Origin of the sequence: Hellea balneolensis DSM 19091, assembly GCF_000428525.1 — a bacterium.
Taxonomy (GTDB): domain Bacteria; phylum Pseudomonadota; class Alphaproteobacteria; order Caulobacterales; family Maricaulaceae; genus Hellea; species Hellea balneolensis.
The window spans coordinates 276711-292736 of sequence record NZ_AUAC01000003.1 but is presented as its reverse complement, the minus strand read 5'-3'; the positions used below and the strand labels follow the sequence as shown (position 1 = coordinate 292736).

The following is a 16026-nucleotide window of genomic DNA, read 5'->3' as shown; positions in this document are numbered from 1 at the left end:
AACTAACCTCCTCCCGAAATAATGGGTTGCAGGAAGTCAACAATCGTTCCGGCAAAGAAGAAGAGAACAAAGGCTCCCAGTGCAGAAATGACTGGCGGTATAATAACCCAGCGGTGCTTCTTACGCTCTTCGAGTAATAGCAAATCCCCATCCGGACTGGCTGCAGGTTTCATAAAGGCGCGGATGGAAATAGGGATGAGATAGATAATATTCAAAATAGAGGACACAATCAGCGCTGCCATCAAAATGCCTTTCCCGCTATCCAATGCCCCAAGCATAAGGAAAAATTTCGGCCAAGACCCTCCCATGGGCGGAATGCCGATAATCGAGATTGAGCCCACGAGAAAAGCCCCAAAGACCCAAGGCATCGTGCGGCCCAAACCATCTAGTTTCGAAATTTCCGCCCGGTGGGCCACAGTGTATATCGCGCCCGCGCACATGAAGAGCGTAATTTTACCCCATGCATGCATGACGATTTGCAGCGCTCCGCCGATAAAGGCCGCAGGCGTTGCGAGCATCGCGCCGAGCGTAATATAGGAGAGCTGCGAGACGGTTGAATGCGCCAGACGGGCTTTGAGATTATCCTGACGCAAAGCTATGATAGAGGCGAGCACGATAGAGATCGCCGCGACCCAAGACAAGAATGTGCTCATGGACGTATCCGCCATAACAGATTCGCCAAAGATAAATATAACGACTTTCAAAATCGAGAACACGCCTGCTTTCACAACCGCTACAGCGTGAAGCAAAGCCGATACCGGCGTGGGCGCCACCATAGCATTGGGCAGCCATGGATGAACCGGCATAAGCGCGGCCTTACCAATACCAAAAGCAAAGAGGAACAGAAGGATTGACGTGGCCATCGTGCCTGTGCCTTCGGGAAAGACGCCTCCCACTGTAAATTCTGTTGTTCCGGCAATAACCTGGGTGCCGATGATGGCGGGAAGTAGTAATGCCAGCGATGTGCCCATCAAAATAAGCGCATATATTGTACCGCCGCGTTTGGCTTTGGCATCGCCCTTATGCGTCACAAGCGGGAATGTCGAAATCGTAAGGGCTTCGTAAAAAATGAAAAGCGTAATCAAGTTCGCCGAAGCCGCTATCCCCATTGCGCCAAAAATCGCTACAGCGACAAAAGCAAAGAAACGGGTTTGATTTTTCTCGTTATTCCCGCGCATATAGCCAAGCGTGAAGAGTGAATTTAAGATCCAGAGCGAACTGGCAATGGCCGCAAAGATAGCGCCAAGCGGTTCGAGTTTGAGTCGTACATCAAAATTACCAGCAAAGGTAAAGAGGTGAAGCTCAGGCCTGTCACCGGCGGACACCATGGATATCAGGCCAATAACATTCAATAGCAATAAGACCCCTGCCACAAATGTAACGCCTTCGCGCAGATTTGGGCGGGATCCGACAATTGGTATAATTACCGCCGCAGCGAGCGGGATCACCAGCAGGAGGAATAATGCGAGTTCAGCTGTATAGGCCATGCTAACCTCCTATTCCGACGAGAAGGTTTGCAGCGCGTTCAGAGGCCATCACAAAATTATCGCCAAGACCGAAGAGGTTTGACCCTATGCTAATAGAGAGGAAAACCAAAATCCACATCGGGATAAGCATCATGAGAGGCGCTTCATTGCGCTTGGCCATTTCGCCGTCAATTTCCGGCGGGGAGCCGAAATAAGCGGCGAGTAAAATACGTCCTATATAGATGATCGCTAAAACAGAGGTCACCACGATAACGGCTACAGCCCACCACCACCCTTTATCGGCGGCGGCAATCGTTAAGTTTACTTTGGACACAAACCCGGCTGTAAACGGGACGCCAATCAAAGAGAGGCCGGAGATCATAAAGGCGCCCATGGTCCAAGGCATTGTTTTAGAAAGGCCGTTAAAATCCGTAACGCGCGTAATCCCAAAGCGATACCAAAATGCGCCCATCGCCAGAAACAAACCACCCTTGATAATCGCGTGATTGAGCAGATGTAGATACCCAGCCGCAATACCTGCAGCTGTGGCGATGCCTACGCCAAGTAGCATATAACCGACTTGAGCCACAGAAGAATAAGCTAGCGTACGGCGGGCATCCGTTTGGAAGATAGCTTGAAGTGAGGCGAATATCATGCCGACAACCCCAACGCCAACAAGGACATATTTTACGACAACAATGTCATAGTTAAAGCTCGGATCAAAAACGGTGAATGTGAAACGTAGCAATAGATAAAGCGCAGCTTTCGTCGCCGTTGACGCCAAAAAGACGGACACCATTGTCGGTGAATACGCATAGGCCCCCGGCAGCCAGGTGTGAAGTGGGAACATGGCCATTTTTAAGCCTAAACCGACGACTATAAAGCCAAAGCCGACCATGGCCACGCGTGAGCCGCCATCCAAGTCAGCCAGAATACGGCTCATATCCGCCATATTCAGTGTGCCCGTTTCCATGAACAGAAATCCAAGGCCGATGACAAAAAACGTAGCGCCAATGGATCCCATTATGAGGTAATTATAAGCGGCGGCTAAAGCACGGCGATCTCGCGCCGCGCCCATGGCAACGATCGCATAAGTCGAGATTGAACTGACCTCAAGAAAGACAAAGACATTAAAGGCGTCGCCCGTAATAACCATGCCCATTAGCCCTGCGAAGCAGAGTAGGAAAGCCGCATAAAATGGGGCGCGTTTCTTAGGCTCAATCTCGGCTATTGTAGCCGGCATAGCGTAAACCATTGTCACGACAGCCATAGCTGCAATCAGCAACAAAACAGGCGCGCTCAAAGCGTCAACAACGAGAGAAATTCCGTGAGGCGGGTCCCATCCGCCCATGGTGTAAAGCGACGCGCCCTCTGAATAGACCTGTAATAAAAGTCCGAATGCTGTAACGGAGCAGAGAAGCGTTACAATTAGGGCCGCCCACCAGGCTAATGTCCGGCTTGGTAGAATCGCCACAATTGCGCCCATCAGCAGCGGCAATACGATAACAAAGGCCGGACCTTGCTCAAGCAGCCATGCCGGGAATAGAGATAAAATGTCCATTATTCCTCTATGCCCTCAAGATTATAGCTGTAATCCAACGCGTTGATGTCGCCTTCCTCAATTGTGCCGTAAACTTCACGAATACGCACAACAAGGGACAAACCAATCGCAAGCGTCGCCACACCCACAACAATAGCTGTCAGGATAAGAACGTGAGGCAGCGGGTTTGAATAGAGCACATCAGAATGCCCTGCCGCGTAACCTGCCGCGTCTTTGGCATTCCCCGCTGCGACCAAGACGGGTTCCAGGCTCGCATGGTCATCGCCGTGAGCTTCGACAATTGGTGGTTGCCCGCCTTCGACTTTGCCAATTGTGATATAGAGTAAGAAGACCGAAGTTTGAAAAATGGACAGCCCAACGAGTTTTTTGATCAGGTTTTGACTGGCAAAAACAACATAAAGCCCTGTCATCATCAGGATAATAACAACCGCATAATTATATTGTTCGAACAGAATTGAGAACATTACCAATCCCCCTCATCTGTTTCGGGCTGACGAGAGCCAAAGGCATAAAAAATCGCAATCATCACGCTTGTCACGGCCAAAAGAATACCTAGCTCAACTGCTATAATTCCATAATGCTGTCCGTGATAGGATTTCTCAGCAAGGACGCCGTAAGAGAGGAAGTCCGCGCCTAATATCCATGTCACGACCCCTGTTCCGCCATAAAGCAAAACCCCGAGGCTCATACCAATTCTGACCCAGCTTGGCGGAAAAGCTTCCTTTGCAGCCTCAAGACCAAAGATCAGGGCATAGAGGATGACAGCCGCCGCCAGAATAACACCCGCTTGGAAACCTCCCCCCGGACCAAAATCGCCATGGAACTGAACGTAAAACGCAAAAAGCGCGATAAAGGGGATCAGAAACTTACTGACCACGCGTAAAATAACATGAGGATCACGCATTAGGATGTGCCTCCCGTTTTAGGCTTATTCTTAGAGCCTTTAGGACGGCCGCGCTTTTTGGGCGTAGACTTTGGAGCAGTCTTATCAGTTATCTTCTTGGCAGTTGTCTTTTTTGCTGTGGTTTTAGGCTTGTTCTTGGACCCGGCAGGGCGGCCTCGTTTTTTGGGCGCCGCCTTTGTGCTCGATTTTGTAGTTTTTGCGGTCGCGGCCTTTGGCTTTGCGTCAGTCTTTCCCTTCGCAGGAGCTTTTCGCTTTGCGGTTGGCTTTGTATTTGTTTTCGCAGTTTCAACGATAGGGCCCTTTACGGGTTCGGGGGCCGAAACTAATGCGGCTGAAGGTTCCCTCTCTTCTTCCCTGAGCGGGCCTTTCAGAGGCGCGGAGGGCCGAGGCGGCGTTTGCTTTAGCGCAGGTTTCGGCGTGGCCGCGGAAGGGGCTGCCGGAGCAGAGATACGCTGCCCGTTAGGAGAGGCCGTCCAGCGTCCCGCATTGCCGTTAAGGCCCAATAAGAGCAAAACACCCAGACCCGCCGCAAAAATCACGACAGCTTCGCCAAATGTATCATAGCCGCGATAGCTTGCCAAAACAGCTGTCACGACATTGGGAATGTGTATCTCTTCCGTTGTGCGATCCACATAATCCATGCCGGGGCCGCTATTGGCCGGAGAGTTCACATCACCAAAGGCTGGCATATCCCCAATGGCATAGAACATTGCAAGGCCCGCCACGATAACGACAATAAGCGGCGCGATTTGCTTAGACACTGGGACGGGTTCAGATTTACGGTCAGCTAAGAGCATCGCCGCTAACATCAGGACAGTGGAGACCCCTGCCCCTACTGCCGCTTCGGTAAAAGCCACATCGACCGCATCAAGCGAGACAAACCAAGCCGCGCAGACCAGTGAATAGACGCCCTGCAACATAACAATGGCAAAAAGGCTGCGCATCCGCACAATTGAAAAAGCGACAACAACTAAGATCGCCATAAAGGCTAGATCCAGAATGAGCACAGATGGCACAAAAGACGACGCCATAATCATGAACCGTCTCCGTCAATACTCGGCGCTGTATATTTGCCGAGCTTGGGCTTTAGCTTCGCCTTATAAGCCGCATTGGCAATGGCATGTGTCGCCGTCGGGCTTGTCAGCAACAGGAAGAACGCCACTAATAAGAGCTTGAGGCTCATCTGCGTAAATCCTGATTGAATAATCAGGCCCAATATAACTAACTCCGCGCCAAGCGTATCCGTCATACCTGCAGCATGAAGCCGAGTGTAAAAATCCGGCAGCCGCAACACACCGAGTGTCCCGGCCATGACAAAGAAGATACCTGTCAGGATTGAAGCGCAAGATAAGGAGGCGCGTATCAGGCCTAACCAGTCAATATTAAGAGATGCGCCCTGATCTGCTGAGGAGACCGCTGCCGCAAGAATAAGGGACATCATCATGCGCTGTCCTCCATCTGCTCTTCGATGAGGGGCACACCCAAACTCCGGTAGTTGAAATATTTCAGCACGGCGATTGTCGCGATGAAGTTCATCAAAGCATAGAGCAGCGCGATATCCACACCATCAGGCCGGTTAATCACAAAGCAAAAGACACAGAGAAATAAAATCGTCTTGGTTCCGAATGAGTTCACCGCCAAGAGACGATCATATAGGGTTGGCCCGCCCAGTAAGCGGCCTAGCATCATGACCATGCTGATAATCACGAAAAATGCGGCGGCCAAATTAAAATATCCGAGGAAAATATCCACTTATATCTCCCTCGCCTTTACGCCGACCGCCCAAGCTGAACGTTCGCCCATATCTTTAAAGTCTTCAGGGGCGCTCATCTCTTCGAGCAAAGCATGAACCAGTATATAATCAGGCTGCATATCAACACTAACTGTGCCCGGCGTCAAAGTAATCGAATTTGCAAACATAGTTTCAGCGATATCCTCATCACTATTGAGAGGAATTTTGACCATGGTGGGCGAGACTTTCAAATCTGGGCTGAGAACTGCCTTTATCACCTGCATATTGGCTTTGACGATTTCCGCAAAGAGCCAAATGAAATAGGAGAGCGTCTTGGGTAGAGACATATAGGGTACAGTTTCCACATCCAAGATACCCATTCGCGCGCAAATCCAAACGACGATCGCAATAGAAATAGCGCCGAAGATAAGGATTAAGGGAATAAAATAGCCCGACAAGGTGAGCCATGCCACAGTCATCATTATAGCTAAAATCAATGCATAACGCATTTATATCCACTCCACCTTGCCGAATACGGCGACGACTCTTTTTGGTCTTAAAGTGGTGTTTAGACCGCAGTTTTGTGAAGTGAAAGTCTAATCGCTCAAAAAGCGATGTTTTTCTTGGAATTACTTGTGAATTAGCGCCGGTTCCCAAAGACAAGCGCCGCAGTTATTGCTGCTGCGCCGTACTCTTCTTCGCGTGGTATCACGCCGTCTTTAATATGGCGCAGAACATCTGCGTTGAGCGAGGCCGTCAATGACCAGTTCCAATAGCGCAAAACAGTTTGCGCCTTATCCGTTGAAATTACATCATAGGTTTGCATTACGCGTTGTAAGTCCGGGTGAGTATTTCCCTCTACATCGTGCACAGGCCGCTTTAAGGCCCGCCATAACTTTTCTACATATTCACGGTTCAGCCCTGGAGCCTTGCAAAGAATTGCAATCGCCTCGCCGCTCTTATCTGTCAGGATTTGAGCACCTGTCGCGGGTTTCACGCCCGCAATATAAGATATTTCTTCCGTGAGCTTACGCGTAAGCCCGGTTGTCATAGCGGCTTCGATGGCCTCCTCGAGCGAGTCATAATCACTGCGGTCTAGCGCTGCACGGTTACGTTGGCGGCGTTCAATAAATTGCAAGGCCTTACGCACCGCGGCATCCGACCAACCTTCTGCTGCCGCTTTTGGAAATAAGTCATGACATGACTCTTGGAGGACTTTTCGCGTGACGCCAAAACGGTGTAATATTTTCTTGCGCGTATCCGAATCCGACCACCAGAACATGGTGAGGCCATGAGAGGGACGCAGCTCGTCTCTTTTTACTAGAAGCGAAACATAAGGTTGATGACTGCGAGAGATTGTCAATATGCGCTGAAGGGCTGTTTCCGAAAAACTGGCTCCCTTGTTTTTCAACAAAACTTCTACGACATCTTCTTCCAAAAATTCGACAATAACATCAACGACTGAGTCCGACACTTTTCTACGGCGAGCAATGACTTTGCGGTGTTCGGACGATACCTTGCGGGCAATCTGAATCAGATCTGAGTCTGATAAGCTATTGCTTTCCTCAAGGACATGCCGCGCGACTTGAATATCATCTTTCGCCAAAATAACCAAAATAGTCCGCGGCGCTTCGTTGAGCATCACTAAACGTTTAGCAACAGACTCTCTGAGTTTGATGTCGGCATCGCGTAATAATTCGACAAGAATATCCCCGGCCATATGACGCTCTTGCGGCGTCAAATGACTCGCCGGAATACAGATCACATCGGAGAGGCGCTTGGCAAGCTGACGGCGCACATCATCAAGCGGCGGCGGCGCTGCCACTGCGGCATCAGGCGACAATTCGAGGGCTTGTTGCGCTTGCATATCAAAATTCCAAAAGATTTTGTTAAAGTCTAAACAAAGAGCGTTAACTAAGCTTTACTAAAATTAAGGTCTGTAAGCCTGCAATGTATCCTTTGCAACGCGCGCCCAATTATAGCGGCTTTGCGCTTGGGACTGTGATTTAGCTAGAAAAGCTGCCCGCCTGGAGGCGTCCCAAGCGGCAACCGCACTGATTTTTTGGGCCCAATGCTCTGCATCTGAGGGCTTTGCCAATAAACCGACACCCTCTGAGCAGACCTCTGACAGTCCGGTATGATCAGACGCTATAACCACGCCGCCTGCAATCGCGGCCTCTGCCGCCACAAGACCAAAACCCTCCGGCGCAATACTGGGAACCAATACAGCCAGCGCCGCCGCATATTCCTCGGCTAATGCCGCCGCATCCAAGCGGCCCAGATAACGTATGCGAGGATGTTCAGTGATAGCTCCCCCTTCGTCATCCCAAATCGTGCCTGCTATCCTTAAATGCACGGCTTCGGGTAGGCGCGGCAAAACCTCATTTACTATAAATGAGGTGCCTTTTGACGGCATAACACGTCCGGCAAAAAACAAGTCCCCTGGTATTTTAGAATTTTGGCGAGCAGGCTGGATATCGGAGGCAAGCGGAATATGACGCACATTTTTAAATCCATGCGCCTTGGCCAATGCTGCAATCCATGTGGAGTTCGCTAGAATAATGGCGCGCGGCAAACAGAGAGCGCCAAGCTTCATATAGGCCTTATATAGCTTTGCCAAAAAGCCTTCCCCTTGCCCAAAACTTAAATCCGACCCATGGGCGGATAACACAATACGGGTTCCCTGGTGCCGCATTTTTGCTATCAACGCTAATGGCCAACTCGCCATATCAGACAGATGGGTCACATCAGATTTGGGTAGTCTCAACAGCCTAAACGCCGTCTTTAGCCCAAAACTTATAATCGCCTTGCTAGACGGTGCGCTCCCATTGCCCTGCCCCGCAAGCGCGATAATTTCCAAAGCTACATCATCTTGGATATGATCTGTGAGCTGTAGACAATACGTTTCCATACCGCCTATCGCTGGCGCCCATTTGCGGGTTATAAAGCGAACTGAAAGCTCATGGGCGCTCACGACTTAGGCCTGACTCGTAAGGCAAGATGGCTTAAGTTTTGCGAATAGGAAAAAGAACACTCCCGTTACAAATATCCCTATAACGCGGTTCAAACTTAAAACCAGATAAGCCATGGCAGCAGACGCGCCGTCGAGCTTGGCTAAGAATGAGCCAAAGGCCTCCGTCAGCCCCAAACCCGCTGGAACAATTGATACGACAGCGCCGGCCAAACTGGAAACGACATAAACGGCAGACCCCCGCAACGTAACGAATTGACTAAATATTTCAAAACAGAGTTTGAGTTGCACCGTTAAAATGACGACCAAGAACACTCTGACGATAAGAAATCCGAGTGCTAGTTTCAGAGAGCCCAATTTCGAGATAATAGCCATCACTCCGACCGTTAGGCCCAGACCCAAAATGAAGATAAATAAATGCCCGGGCAATGATGTTATTACGGCGCCGCTTACCGCTATAGCGACTGTCATCCACATAAGCCCCGCAAGAAATAATATTTTGCCCGCAAAACCAAGTTTTGCTCCGCGGTCTACTAGATAACCTCCGCGCACTAAAAGGCCAGCAGGCAGGGGCAGGATATTAGCCAGTGATGCAGAAGAAGAGACATAGATCGCATCTCGAAGATCAATATCGACATGCGTTACTGCGCCGCAAAGTTTAAACTCAAGACTGCTGAATAATACCAACAAAGGCTGAGTTAAAAATATGGCGGCTAATAAGGGTAATAATGTTAAATCAGTCAGCCTTATATCCAGCGCTTTGACAGTAACAATAAGGCCCAAAATAAAGGCCAAGAAAGCCATATAAAAAATCGAACTTCTGTGACGCTGACCAAAGGCTTTCATCCGCTCGTAATAATGTTTAAAAACATCAACCACTTTAAAACGCCCCAAAAATCGGGCCGCTCAACGCTTTTTGCGGTGGGCGGGGTAGAGCCGTTCCCCAGCGCAAAGTAATCTCTTGTGGCACGGCGCTGCGAAGACTGTGAACTCCGCGCTCAAGTGTAATAACATTTCCGATTTTTAGCAGGTCTCCATTGAGCCAAACATTGTCTGCACTCTCAAGCGTGTACTCCCCCGGAATGAGAATGGAAAACTCTGTGGTCTCAATATCTAAGGAAAGCTGCTTCCCGGCGACCCATATCTGACCCCAATGTGGAATATAATTTTCGCGCAATGCGGCGGCGTCTTCTGGCAGGAGCGTTGATGTTTCTCCGCCAAGGGCCGCTGAGATCGCAGGACTGTTATCAATGAGCAGAGGAACCGTTTTATTTTGCATCTCATTTAAGAAGATAGGCTGAGCGGCCCGTCTGTAATTTCTGAGCCCCCAACTGGACATAAATAATCCGGCCTTGGGAAAAGAGGCTACCATGCCATTACGGTCAAAATAAGAAACGGGCTCCGGAAACATTTTATGCACAGCGCTAAGAGTTTGCGCCTGCACACGCCGCATATCATCTATGCGGGTTATGTGCAGAAATACTATATTTGCCATTATTAGTACGCTCAGAGCCGCAAGCATAAAGGATGAGAGCTTCAAGCGGAAAGCCCCGTAACCCGCCAGAATAACGACTGGCGGAAGAATGAAAGCATAAAAATAAGGATAGGCATTGCTGTAAAAAGTAAATGTCAAAAGCGGTAAAGCCATAGACAGAATGACCAATGCCTCCTTTCGCTTTTGCTTATCAGCCGCCACTGAAAGGATTGCCATTACTAGTCCCGAGAAAATTAAAATAGACGGGATAAGTCCTGTTATAAAACCTGTCTTTATAACTGCGAGCCTTGGGAATAGACCACCTGATAAAAAGACCGTTTCTGCAGTTGAAGATAAAGATGCCGCATTATCTGCTGTTTCTCCTGCCGCCAATGTCAAGCTATGCCCCCACAAAAGAGCCGCAAATAAAATAGCAGATGCGATTACTGTTAAGCCAAAGCGTATGAACAATACTGATGGGCGGGATGACATTATGAGTCTACGCAAGGCCAAGGCCGCCAATAAAGGCGCGAATAATATAATCTTTATCGTGATAAATGCACCTAAGGCCAAGGCTATCGCTAAGCCGGCCAAGTCTCTGGACTTGAGATCCGACACTATAAAAACATAAACCGCATAAATGATACAGAGCGCGGCGATTGGATCTGCGCGAAAGCTTGTGCCGTGGACATAAATAAAGCCTATACCCAGAAAGGACAAGACAGCGAATAACGCGTAAGGGCGCGGCATAAATTTGGCGGCTATCTTAAAAATTAAAATAAGCGTGCCGATTTGCGCGGCCCACATAAAGAAACGGCCCACTGTAATTTGCACCATTTCGCCGCCGGGTATCTTCGTTATCCAGCCAAAGAGATAGATATGCGCCATTTGGAGGGTTTTATCGAGCTGCCCGTTTTGAGCCTCATAAATGTGGGATAAATAGAAAAATTCGTCCCAATTTATTTTTTGGATAAATTGCAGATAAAGCTGCAGAGACAATATAAGCGTAATTGAAAAACACAGACCTATTTCCAGCGCGGATAATTTTATCCCAAGAACAGAATAAGGCGCATCTGAGATGTTGCGCCTTTCTGTCTTTAAAGAATGAGCTGAAATATTGACCACTGATATTATCCCGCGCGGCGGGCCGGTGGCTCAACATTTTCTGTAAGCGGTGTTACATTTGACTCAGAAGCTTTGTTCTCGGCCACGGAATCTTCCAAGACCCGCACTCTCTCTAGCATCTGCTCCATCAATTGACGGTTACGCCCTATTAGGTCCGCAATAAGACCAAGCATCATAGCGACTGTGCCAAGGGTGAGTAGCGTTCCGCCCAATATAAGGGACTGCACATGTCCCCCGCCCTGCCCGATAGCAAAGAAATAGAGGAACCGTAAAATTGGCAAGGCGCCCAATACGGCCAAGCCGCCCCCCGCTAAAACAAAAACGCGAAGCGGATTATACATGGCGTAAGCCCGCAATATGGTGATGCCTTGGTTTGTTATAAATTGAGGAACAGATTTAAATAATCGCGAGGGGCGCTCGACTGAATTTGTGCGCACAGGCACAGACTTAACGGAAAGGCGGTTACGCCCCGCCTGTATCAGCATTTCCGTCGTGTAAGAAAAACGTGAAACAATATGAATGCGTTGCGCTGCGCTGCGGCTAAAGGCGCGAAACCCGCTCACAGCATCTGTCACGGTTGTGCGCGAAAGGCGCTGCACAACGTGGCTGCCAAAGACTTGGAGCTTACGTTTAAACTTGCCGAAATGTTGGTTATTCGCAACTTGGCGATCCCCTATACAAATATCAGCTTCGCCCGCCAAAACAGGCGCGACAATGGTGGCGATATCACGCGCATCATATTGATTATCCGCATCGGTATTGACGATAATATCCGCCCCTTCGGCCAGAGCTTTGTTCAGACCCGTTTTAAACGCTGCGGCCAAACCACGATTTGTGCGGTGACGGACAATGTGGTGAACACCAAAACGCTGGGCAACACCGCTCGTATCATCCGCGCTGCCATCATCAATGACCAAATATTCAATCTCGTCTATCCCCTCAATTTTGCGCGGCAGCGCGATAAGGGTTTCGGGAAGACTCTCAGCTTCGTTATAACAAGGAATTTGAATGATTAATTTCATCGCCGCACCACCATTTTTATATTTTCCCGTTCTCTAACAAAATAGCGTTAAATAAGCGTGACTTTACAGTTCAAGGCTTGCGGCACAGCTTTCCCCTGCCTAGAACGCGGCCATGACCGCTATTTTAAAAACAGATCTGACCCCGCCCGCAACACCAAAACGCCCGGTAAAAACAGAACAGCTAGGCTATAGCCGCACAGATAATTACGCCTGGATGAAAGACGAAAACTGGCAAGCTATGATGGCCGATACGTCTAAGCTCGATGCGGATATTCGCGCACATTTAGAGGTAGAGAACAGTTACAGCGCTGGCGCGATGGAAAATTTAACGCCTCTGAAAGACGCGATATTTGAGGAAATGAAAGGCCGGATGAAATCAGACGCATCCTCTGTTCCCTCGCCTGATGGCGCCTTTGCATATAATCACCGCTACCGCATAGGCGATCAACACGGCCTCTATGAGCGCGTCGCCATAAACCCCATAACCAAGTCGCCTATAGGGGAGCCGCAAACCATTTTGGACGCTGAAGCGCTCTCTAAAAATCATCCAGCTTACTTTGACCTTGGCGCTGCGGCCCATAGTGATAATCAGATGTGGCTCGCCTATAGCGTTGACGTTACAGGGGCTGAAAATTACGAGGTGTTCGTCAAACCCATGGACGGGCAGGCTGTGGCCACAGGCATCACCAAATCCGCAGGCGGGCTCCAATGGGCGCGTGATAATGCCACCATGTTCTGGGTTGAGCGCGACGAAAATCAGCGTCCCTATGCGGTCTTTGCTAAGAACATTCATGACAGTAACGACACGCCGCGCCTGATTTATAAGGAAACAGACCCTGGCTTCTTTGTCTCTGTCAGCGAGACCGATAGCGGTAATTTTATTCAGATCAGCGCCCATAACCATACAACCTCCGAAATCTGGCTCATCGCGTCTGATACGCCTCTGGCCGCGCCTAAATGCGTGTCCAAACGCCAAGCCGGGATTGAATATAGCCTGCATGATCAAGGCGGGTATTTTTACATCCTAACCAATGCGCATGGCGCAACGGATTTTTCCATTATGCGCGCCCCCATTGGGGATACCGGATTTCAGAATTGGGAAGAATATATCCCGCACAGCTCCGGAACGCTGATTATCGGGATTGAGACCTATCAGCATTTCCTTGTGCGGTTAGTGCGCGAGAACGCCCTGCCCCGCATCATCATTCGTGATATGAGGAATGGAGCCGAGCATGATATTGCCTTTGACGAAGCCGCTTACGGGCTGGGCCTAATGGGCGGCTATGAATATGAAACGCTCTGGATGCGCTTTGCCTATTCCTCCCCGACCACGCCGCGCCAGACCTTTGACTATAACATGGAAACGCGTGAGCGTGTCCTGCGCCAAACGCAAGAGGTTCCAAGTGGGCATGAACCGTCTGATTATCAATGCGAACGAATTCACATAACCGCGCGGGACGGCGAAAAGGTCCCCGTCACTCTGCTCTATAAAGCAGGGCTTGTAAAAGACGGCTCCGCCCCGCTTTTACTTTATGGATATGGCTCTTACGGCATAACCATTCCGGCAGGATTTCGCACCTCTATCCTGTCGCTCGTGGACCGGGGCTTTGTCTATGCCATTGGCCATATTCGCGGCGGCATGTCAAAAGGCTATCAATGGTATTTGGACGGTAAGCTCGAAAAGAAAGAAAACACCTTTAACGATTTTGTCGATGCGGGTCGTGCTCTAGCGAAGGCAGGGTATAGTGCGCGCGGCAAGATCATCGCCCATGGCGGCTCGGCGGGCGGCTTGCTTGTCGGCGCGGCGCTCAATCAAGACCCCGCGCTCTTTGGCGGGGTTATCGCCGCAGTGCCATTTGTAGATGTTCTAAACACTATGAGCGATGACACCCTGCCCCTCACTCCGCCCGAATGGCCGGAATGGGGCAATCCGTTGACCGATGAACAAGCCTATCAAAATATTGTCCGTTACTCGCCCTATGATAATATTGCGCAGACGGCCTATCCGCCGACACTGATCACAGGGGGGCTGACTGACCCGCGCGTGACCTATTGGGAGCCCGTAAAATGGGCCGCCAAACTCCGCGAGTATCAAACAGGTCATGCGCCGATACTTCTGAAAATAAATATGGACGCCGGACACCAAGGCGAAAGCGGAAGATATGACAGCTTAAAGGAAACCGCGCTCGAATATGCCTTTGCCGTGGCAGTTGTGGGGGGAGAGTAGGCTTACAGCCAACTAATTCGGAGCTTACTTACTGTCCCCGCGATAAATGGGGATATTAACATCATCCCTCAATTCCAACGCGATATTTAGCATCATAGCCTTTCTTAAAAGGCTTGCACTTATCGCTGACTTTAAAATTCTCTTCGAAAATTCGGATTGTGTAAGAGCGCTCGATTTCTTTTTGGCATTCTTGCTCCAGGATGATCCGCTCGAACTCGCATCTTTTATCAAAGGTCTCCCGTTCGACATTAATAAAGGAAATCCATTTCTCAGCATTTCGCTTTTGTGATGACGTTGGGGGCACATTTTTAAAAGCGGCGATTGTCGATTCCCGAGCTTTTGTTCTGGCCGCGGCGGCTTTTTCCTCCTCGCTCATTTTACAGCTTAGCTTTTGCTGCCTTTGCACGCCTTCATAGCGGCAGGTTGCGATTAGGGTCCAAGCTTTGCCGCTATTGTAGCCTTGATCAATGGCGTGCTTAAAGGCTATCTCGGCTCGGCCGCACTCTCCTTCATTAAAGAGCGCTTCGCCAAATTGCGCGTAGCTTTGCGCGCTGGCAAGTGAGCGCGTCACTGCTTCCAAGACAGGGATAGCGCGGGCATATTCACGAGCTTGTCGCAATAGCGTTGCGAGCCGCGTTAGTGTTTCCGGCGTTTCATTGACCCGTCCGCTATTCAACTCTCGTTCTAGAATTTTGGCGGCTTGATAAGGCATATCGTAATAGGAATAATATTGTACGAGCTTTAGGATTTCCGTTTCTGTCTTAACCGCGCCACCCAAATATAGAAGCTTGGACACAGCAAAAGCCTCATCATCTTGCCCCGCATTTGAGAAAAGCGATGTCCATGCTGTCCAAAGGTCTCTATCTTGCGGCCAACGCTCAATCATCTCTTTTACAAGATCAGCCTGCGAGCCATGTTCGCCTAATTTATTATAGAGAAAATTTAGCAGGTCATAATGCTTTCTCTCTTTGGGGCGCGCTGTTTCAAACCATCTTTTCGCCCAAGGCAAAGCGCGGTCATGGGCCTCAAGCTCTATCCATGCCTGAGTAAGCAGTTGCGCATATTCTGATTTAAACGCTCCGCCACGGGAGAGGTAAGCTTCAAGCTTTTCAGCCCCGGCCCCGTTTTGACCGTTTGCGATCATAAGCTGTGCGATTTTCACCTCTAAATCACTGCGCTCCTTTGCGTTTAGGCCCATGGAGCCGACGGCTTTTTCAAGCGCTATAATAGCTGCCGGGAATTGTTCCAAAGCGTAATAAATTGAGCCTTGCATTTGATGGATAACAGCACGCTCAAAGGGCGTCAGTTCTGATAAGGTTATCGCTTTTGCTAGGATAAGAATAGCATCTTGATATTGTTCAGCCGCTAAAAGGTTTTGGGCTTCTAAGACTAACTCACCAGCTTTCGCAGAAAATTGGCGCGTCACAACGGCCTCGGTTTTGGCGTTATTTTGGGCATAAGTTTGGAAAGGTACAGCCAAAACACAGCCAAGCGTCAAGGCCGCCAGAGCACAGGCTCTGACATATGGATTTGCGTATGGCATA

General features: G+C 49.7%; 15 protein-coding genes. 1 reads left to right on the top strand and 14 read right to left on the bottom strand.

The features are described from left to right. Window positions 1-2 precede the first annotated feature (2 nt). The 13 genes from F569_RS0107420 to F569_RS17015 form a co-directional block, all read right to left on the bottom strand. Complete coding sequence (locus F569_RS0107420; protein ID WP_026941684.1) at window positions 3-1487, bottom strand: proton-conducting transporter transmembrane domain-containing protein; 1485 nt, start codon at window positions 1485-1487, stop codon at window positions 3-5. A 1-nt stretch (window position 1488) separates the two neighbouring features. Further along, window positions 1489-3027, bottom strand: a complete 1539-nt coding sequence (locus F569_RS0107415; protein ID WP_026941683.1) for a monovalent cation/H+ antiporter subunit D family protein — start codon at window positions 3025-3027, stop codon at window positions 1489-1491. Further along, a complete protein-coding gene (locus F569_RS0107410) occupies window positions 3027-3491 on the bottom strand; it encodes a cation:proton antiporter subunit C (RefSeq protein ID WP_026941682.1) in 465 nt (154 codons plus the stop codon). The genes F569_RS0107415 and F569_RS0107410 overlap by 1 nt, the downstream gene beginning before the upstream one ends. Further along, window positions 3491-3931, bottom strand: coding sequence for a Na(+)/H(+) antiporter subunit B (locus F569_RS0107405; RefSeq protein WP_026941681.1), 441 nt, complete (start codon window positions 3929-3931; stop codon window positions 3491-3493). The genes F569_RS0107410 and F569_RS0107405 overlap by 1 nt, the downstream gene beginning before the upstream one ends. Then, complete coding sequence (locus F569_RS19360; RefSeq protein WP_233353622.1) at window positions 3931-4968, bottom strand: DUF4040 domain-containing protein; 1038 nt, start codon at window positions 4966-4968, stop codon at window positions 3931-3933. Before F569_RS19360 ends, F569_RS0107405 begins: the two co-directional genes overlap by 1 nt. Further along, window positions 4965-5375, bottom strand: a complete 411-nt coding sequence (gene mnhG / locus F569_RS17025; protein ID WP_233353621.1) for a monovalent cation/H(+) antiporter subunit G — start codon at window positions 5373-5375, stop codon at window positions 4965-4967. The genes F569_RS19360 and mnhG overlap by 4 nt, the downstream gene beginning before the upstream one ends. After that, on the bottom strand, window positions 5372-5626 hold the full coding sequence (locus tag F569_RS0107390) for a monovalent cation/H+ antiporter complex subunit F (protein WP_051279759.1): 255 nt from the start codon (window positions 5624-5626) through the stop codon (window positions 5372-5374). Before F569_RS0107390 ends, mnhG begins: the two co-directional genes overlap by 4 nt. A gap of 57 nt (window positions 5627-5683) precedes the next feature. Beyond that, window positions 5684-6172 carry a Na+/H+ antiporter subunit E gene (locus F569_RS0107385; protein ID WP_026941679.1) on the bottom strand — a complete coding sequence of 163 codons (489 nt, stop codon included), beginning with the start codon at window positions 6170-6172 and terminating at the stop codon, window positions 5684-5686. Window positions 6173-6303: 131 nt separating this feature from the next. After that, window positions 6304-7530, bottom strand: a complete 1227-nt coding sequence (locus F569_RS17020; RefSeq protein WP_154813677.1) for a DUF2336 domain-containing protein — start codon at window positions 7528-7530, stop codon at window positions 6304-6306. A gap of 63 nt (window positions 7531-7593) precedes the next feature. Continuing rightward, window positions 7594-8574, bottom strand: a complete 981-nt coding sequence (locus F569_RS0107375) for a glycosyltransferase family 4 protein (protein ID WP_162143754.1) — start codon at window positions 8572-8574, stop codon at window positions 7594-7596. A 66-nt stretch (window positions 8575-8640) separates the two neighbouring features. Continuing rightward, window positions 8641-9513, bottom strand: coding sequence for a hypothetical protein (locus F569_RS0107370; RefSeq protein WP_026941677.1), 873 nt, complete (start codon window positions 9511-9513; stop codon window positions 8641-8643). Window position 9514: 1 nt separating this feature from the next. After that, window positions 9515-11233 carry a hypothetical protein gene (locus F569_RS0107365; protein ID WP_026941676.1) on the bottom strand — a complete coding sequence of 573 codons (1719 nt, stop codon included), beginning with the start codon at window positions 11231-11233 and terminating at the stop codon, window positions 9515-9517. A gap of 5 nt (window positions 11234-11238) precedes the next feature. Then, window positions 11239-12255 (bottom strand): glycosyltransferase family 2 protein, encoded by a 1017-nt coding sequence (locus F569_RS17015; RefSeq protein WP_034388010.1) that lies wholly within the window; start codon window positions 12253-12255, stop codon window positions 11239-11241. 112 nt (window positions 12256-12367) lie between these two features. On the opposite strand from F569_RS17015, the gene F569_RS0107355 reads away from it, so the two are divergent. Further along, entirely contained in the window at window positions 12368-14482 is a 2115-nt protein-coding gene (locus tag F569_RS0107355; RefSeq protein WP_026941675.1) for a S9 family peptidase, read from the top strand. Between the two features lie 61 nt (window positions 14483-14543). On the opposite strand, the gene F569_RS18880 is transcribed toward F569_RS0107355, so the two are convergent. Continuing rightward, window positions 14544-16025 carry a tetratricopeptide repeat protein gene (locus F569_RS18880; protein ID WP_026941674.1) on the bottom strand — a complete coding sequence of 494 codons (1482 nt, stop codon included), beginning with the start codon at window positions 16023-16025 and terminating at the stop codon, window positions 14544-14546. Window position 16026: the final 1 nt, after the last annotated feature.

What these genes read in the sequence shown, in the direction of transcription:
- F569_RS0107420 (WP_026941684.1), bottom strand. Translation starts at nt 1,487, where the DNA reads ATGGCCTATACAGCTGAACTCGCATTATTCCTCCTGCTGGTGATCCCG.
- F569_RS0107405 (WP_026941681.1), bottom strand. Translation starts at nt 3,931, where the DNA reads ATGCGTGATCCTCATGTTATTTTACGCGTGGTCAGTAAGTTTCTGATC.
- mnhG (WP_233353621.1), bottom strand. Translation starts at nt 5,375, where the DNA reads ATGATGATGTCCCTTATTCTTGCGGCAGCGGTCTCCTCAGCAGATCAG.
- F569_RS17015 (WP_034388010.1), bottom strand. Translation starts at nt 12,255, where the DNA reads ATGAAATTAATCATTCAAATTCCTTGTTATAACGAAGCTGAGAGTCTT.
- F569_RS0107355 (WP_026941675.1), top strand. Translation starts at nt 12,368, where the DNA reads ATGACCGCTATTTTAAAAACAGATCTGACCCCGCCCGCAACACCAAAA.
- F569_RS0107385 (WP_026941679.1), bottom strand. Translation starts at nt 6,172, where the DNA reads ATGCGTTATGCATTGATTTTAGCTATAATGATGACTGTGGCATGGCTC.
- F569_RS0107410 (WP_026941682.1), bottom strand. Translation starts at nt 3,491, where the DNA reads ATGTTCTCAATTCTGTTCGAACAATATAATTATGCGGTTGTTATTATC.
- F569_RS0107390 (WP_051279759.1), bottom strand. Translation starts at nt 5,626, where the DNA reads ATGGTCATGATGCTAGGCCGCTTACTGGGCGGGCCAACCCTATATGAT.
- F569_RS18880 (WP_026941674.1), bottom strand. Translation starts at nt 16,025, where the DNA reads ATGCCATACGCAAATCCATATGTCAGAGCCTGTGCTCTGGCGGCCTTG.
- F569_RS17020 (WP_154813677.1), bottom strand. Translation starts at nt 7,530, where the DNA reads ATGCAAGCGCAACAAGCCCTCGAATTGTCGCCTGATGCCGCAGTGGCA.
- F569_RS19360 (WP_233353622.1), bottom strand. Translation starts at nt 4,968, where the DNA reads ATGATTATGGCGTCGTCTTTTGTGCCATCTGTGCTCATTCTGGATCTA.
- F569_RS0107375 (WP_162143754.1), bottom strand. Translation starts at nt 8,574, where the DNA reads ATGGAAACGTATTGTCTACAGCTCACAGATCATATCCAAGATGATGTA.
- F569_RS0107415 (WP_026941683.1), bottom strand. Translation starts at nt 3,027, where the DNA reads ATGGACATTTTATCTCTATTCCCGGCATGGCTGCTTGAGCAAGGTCCG.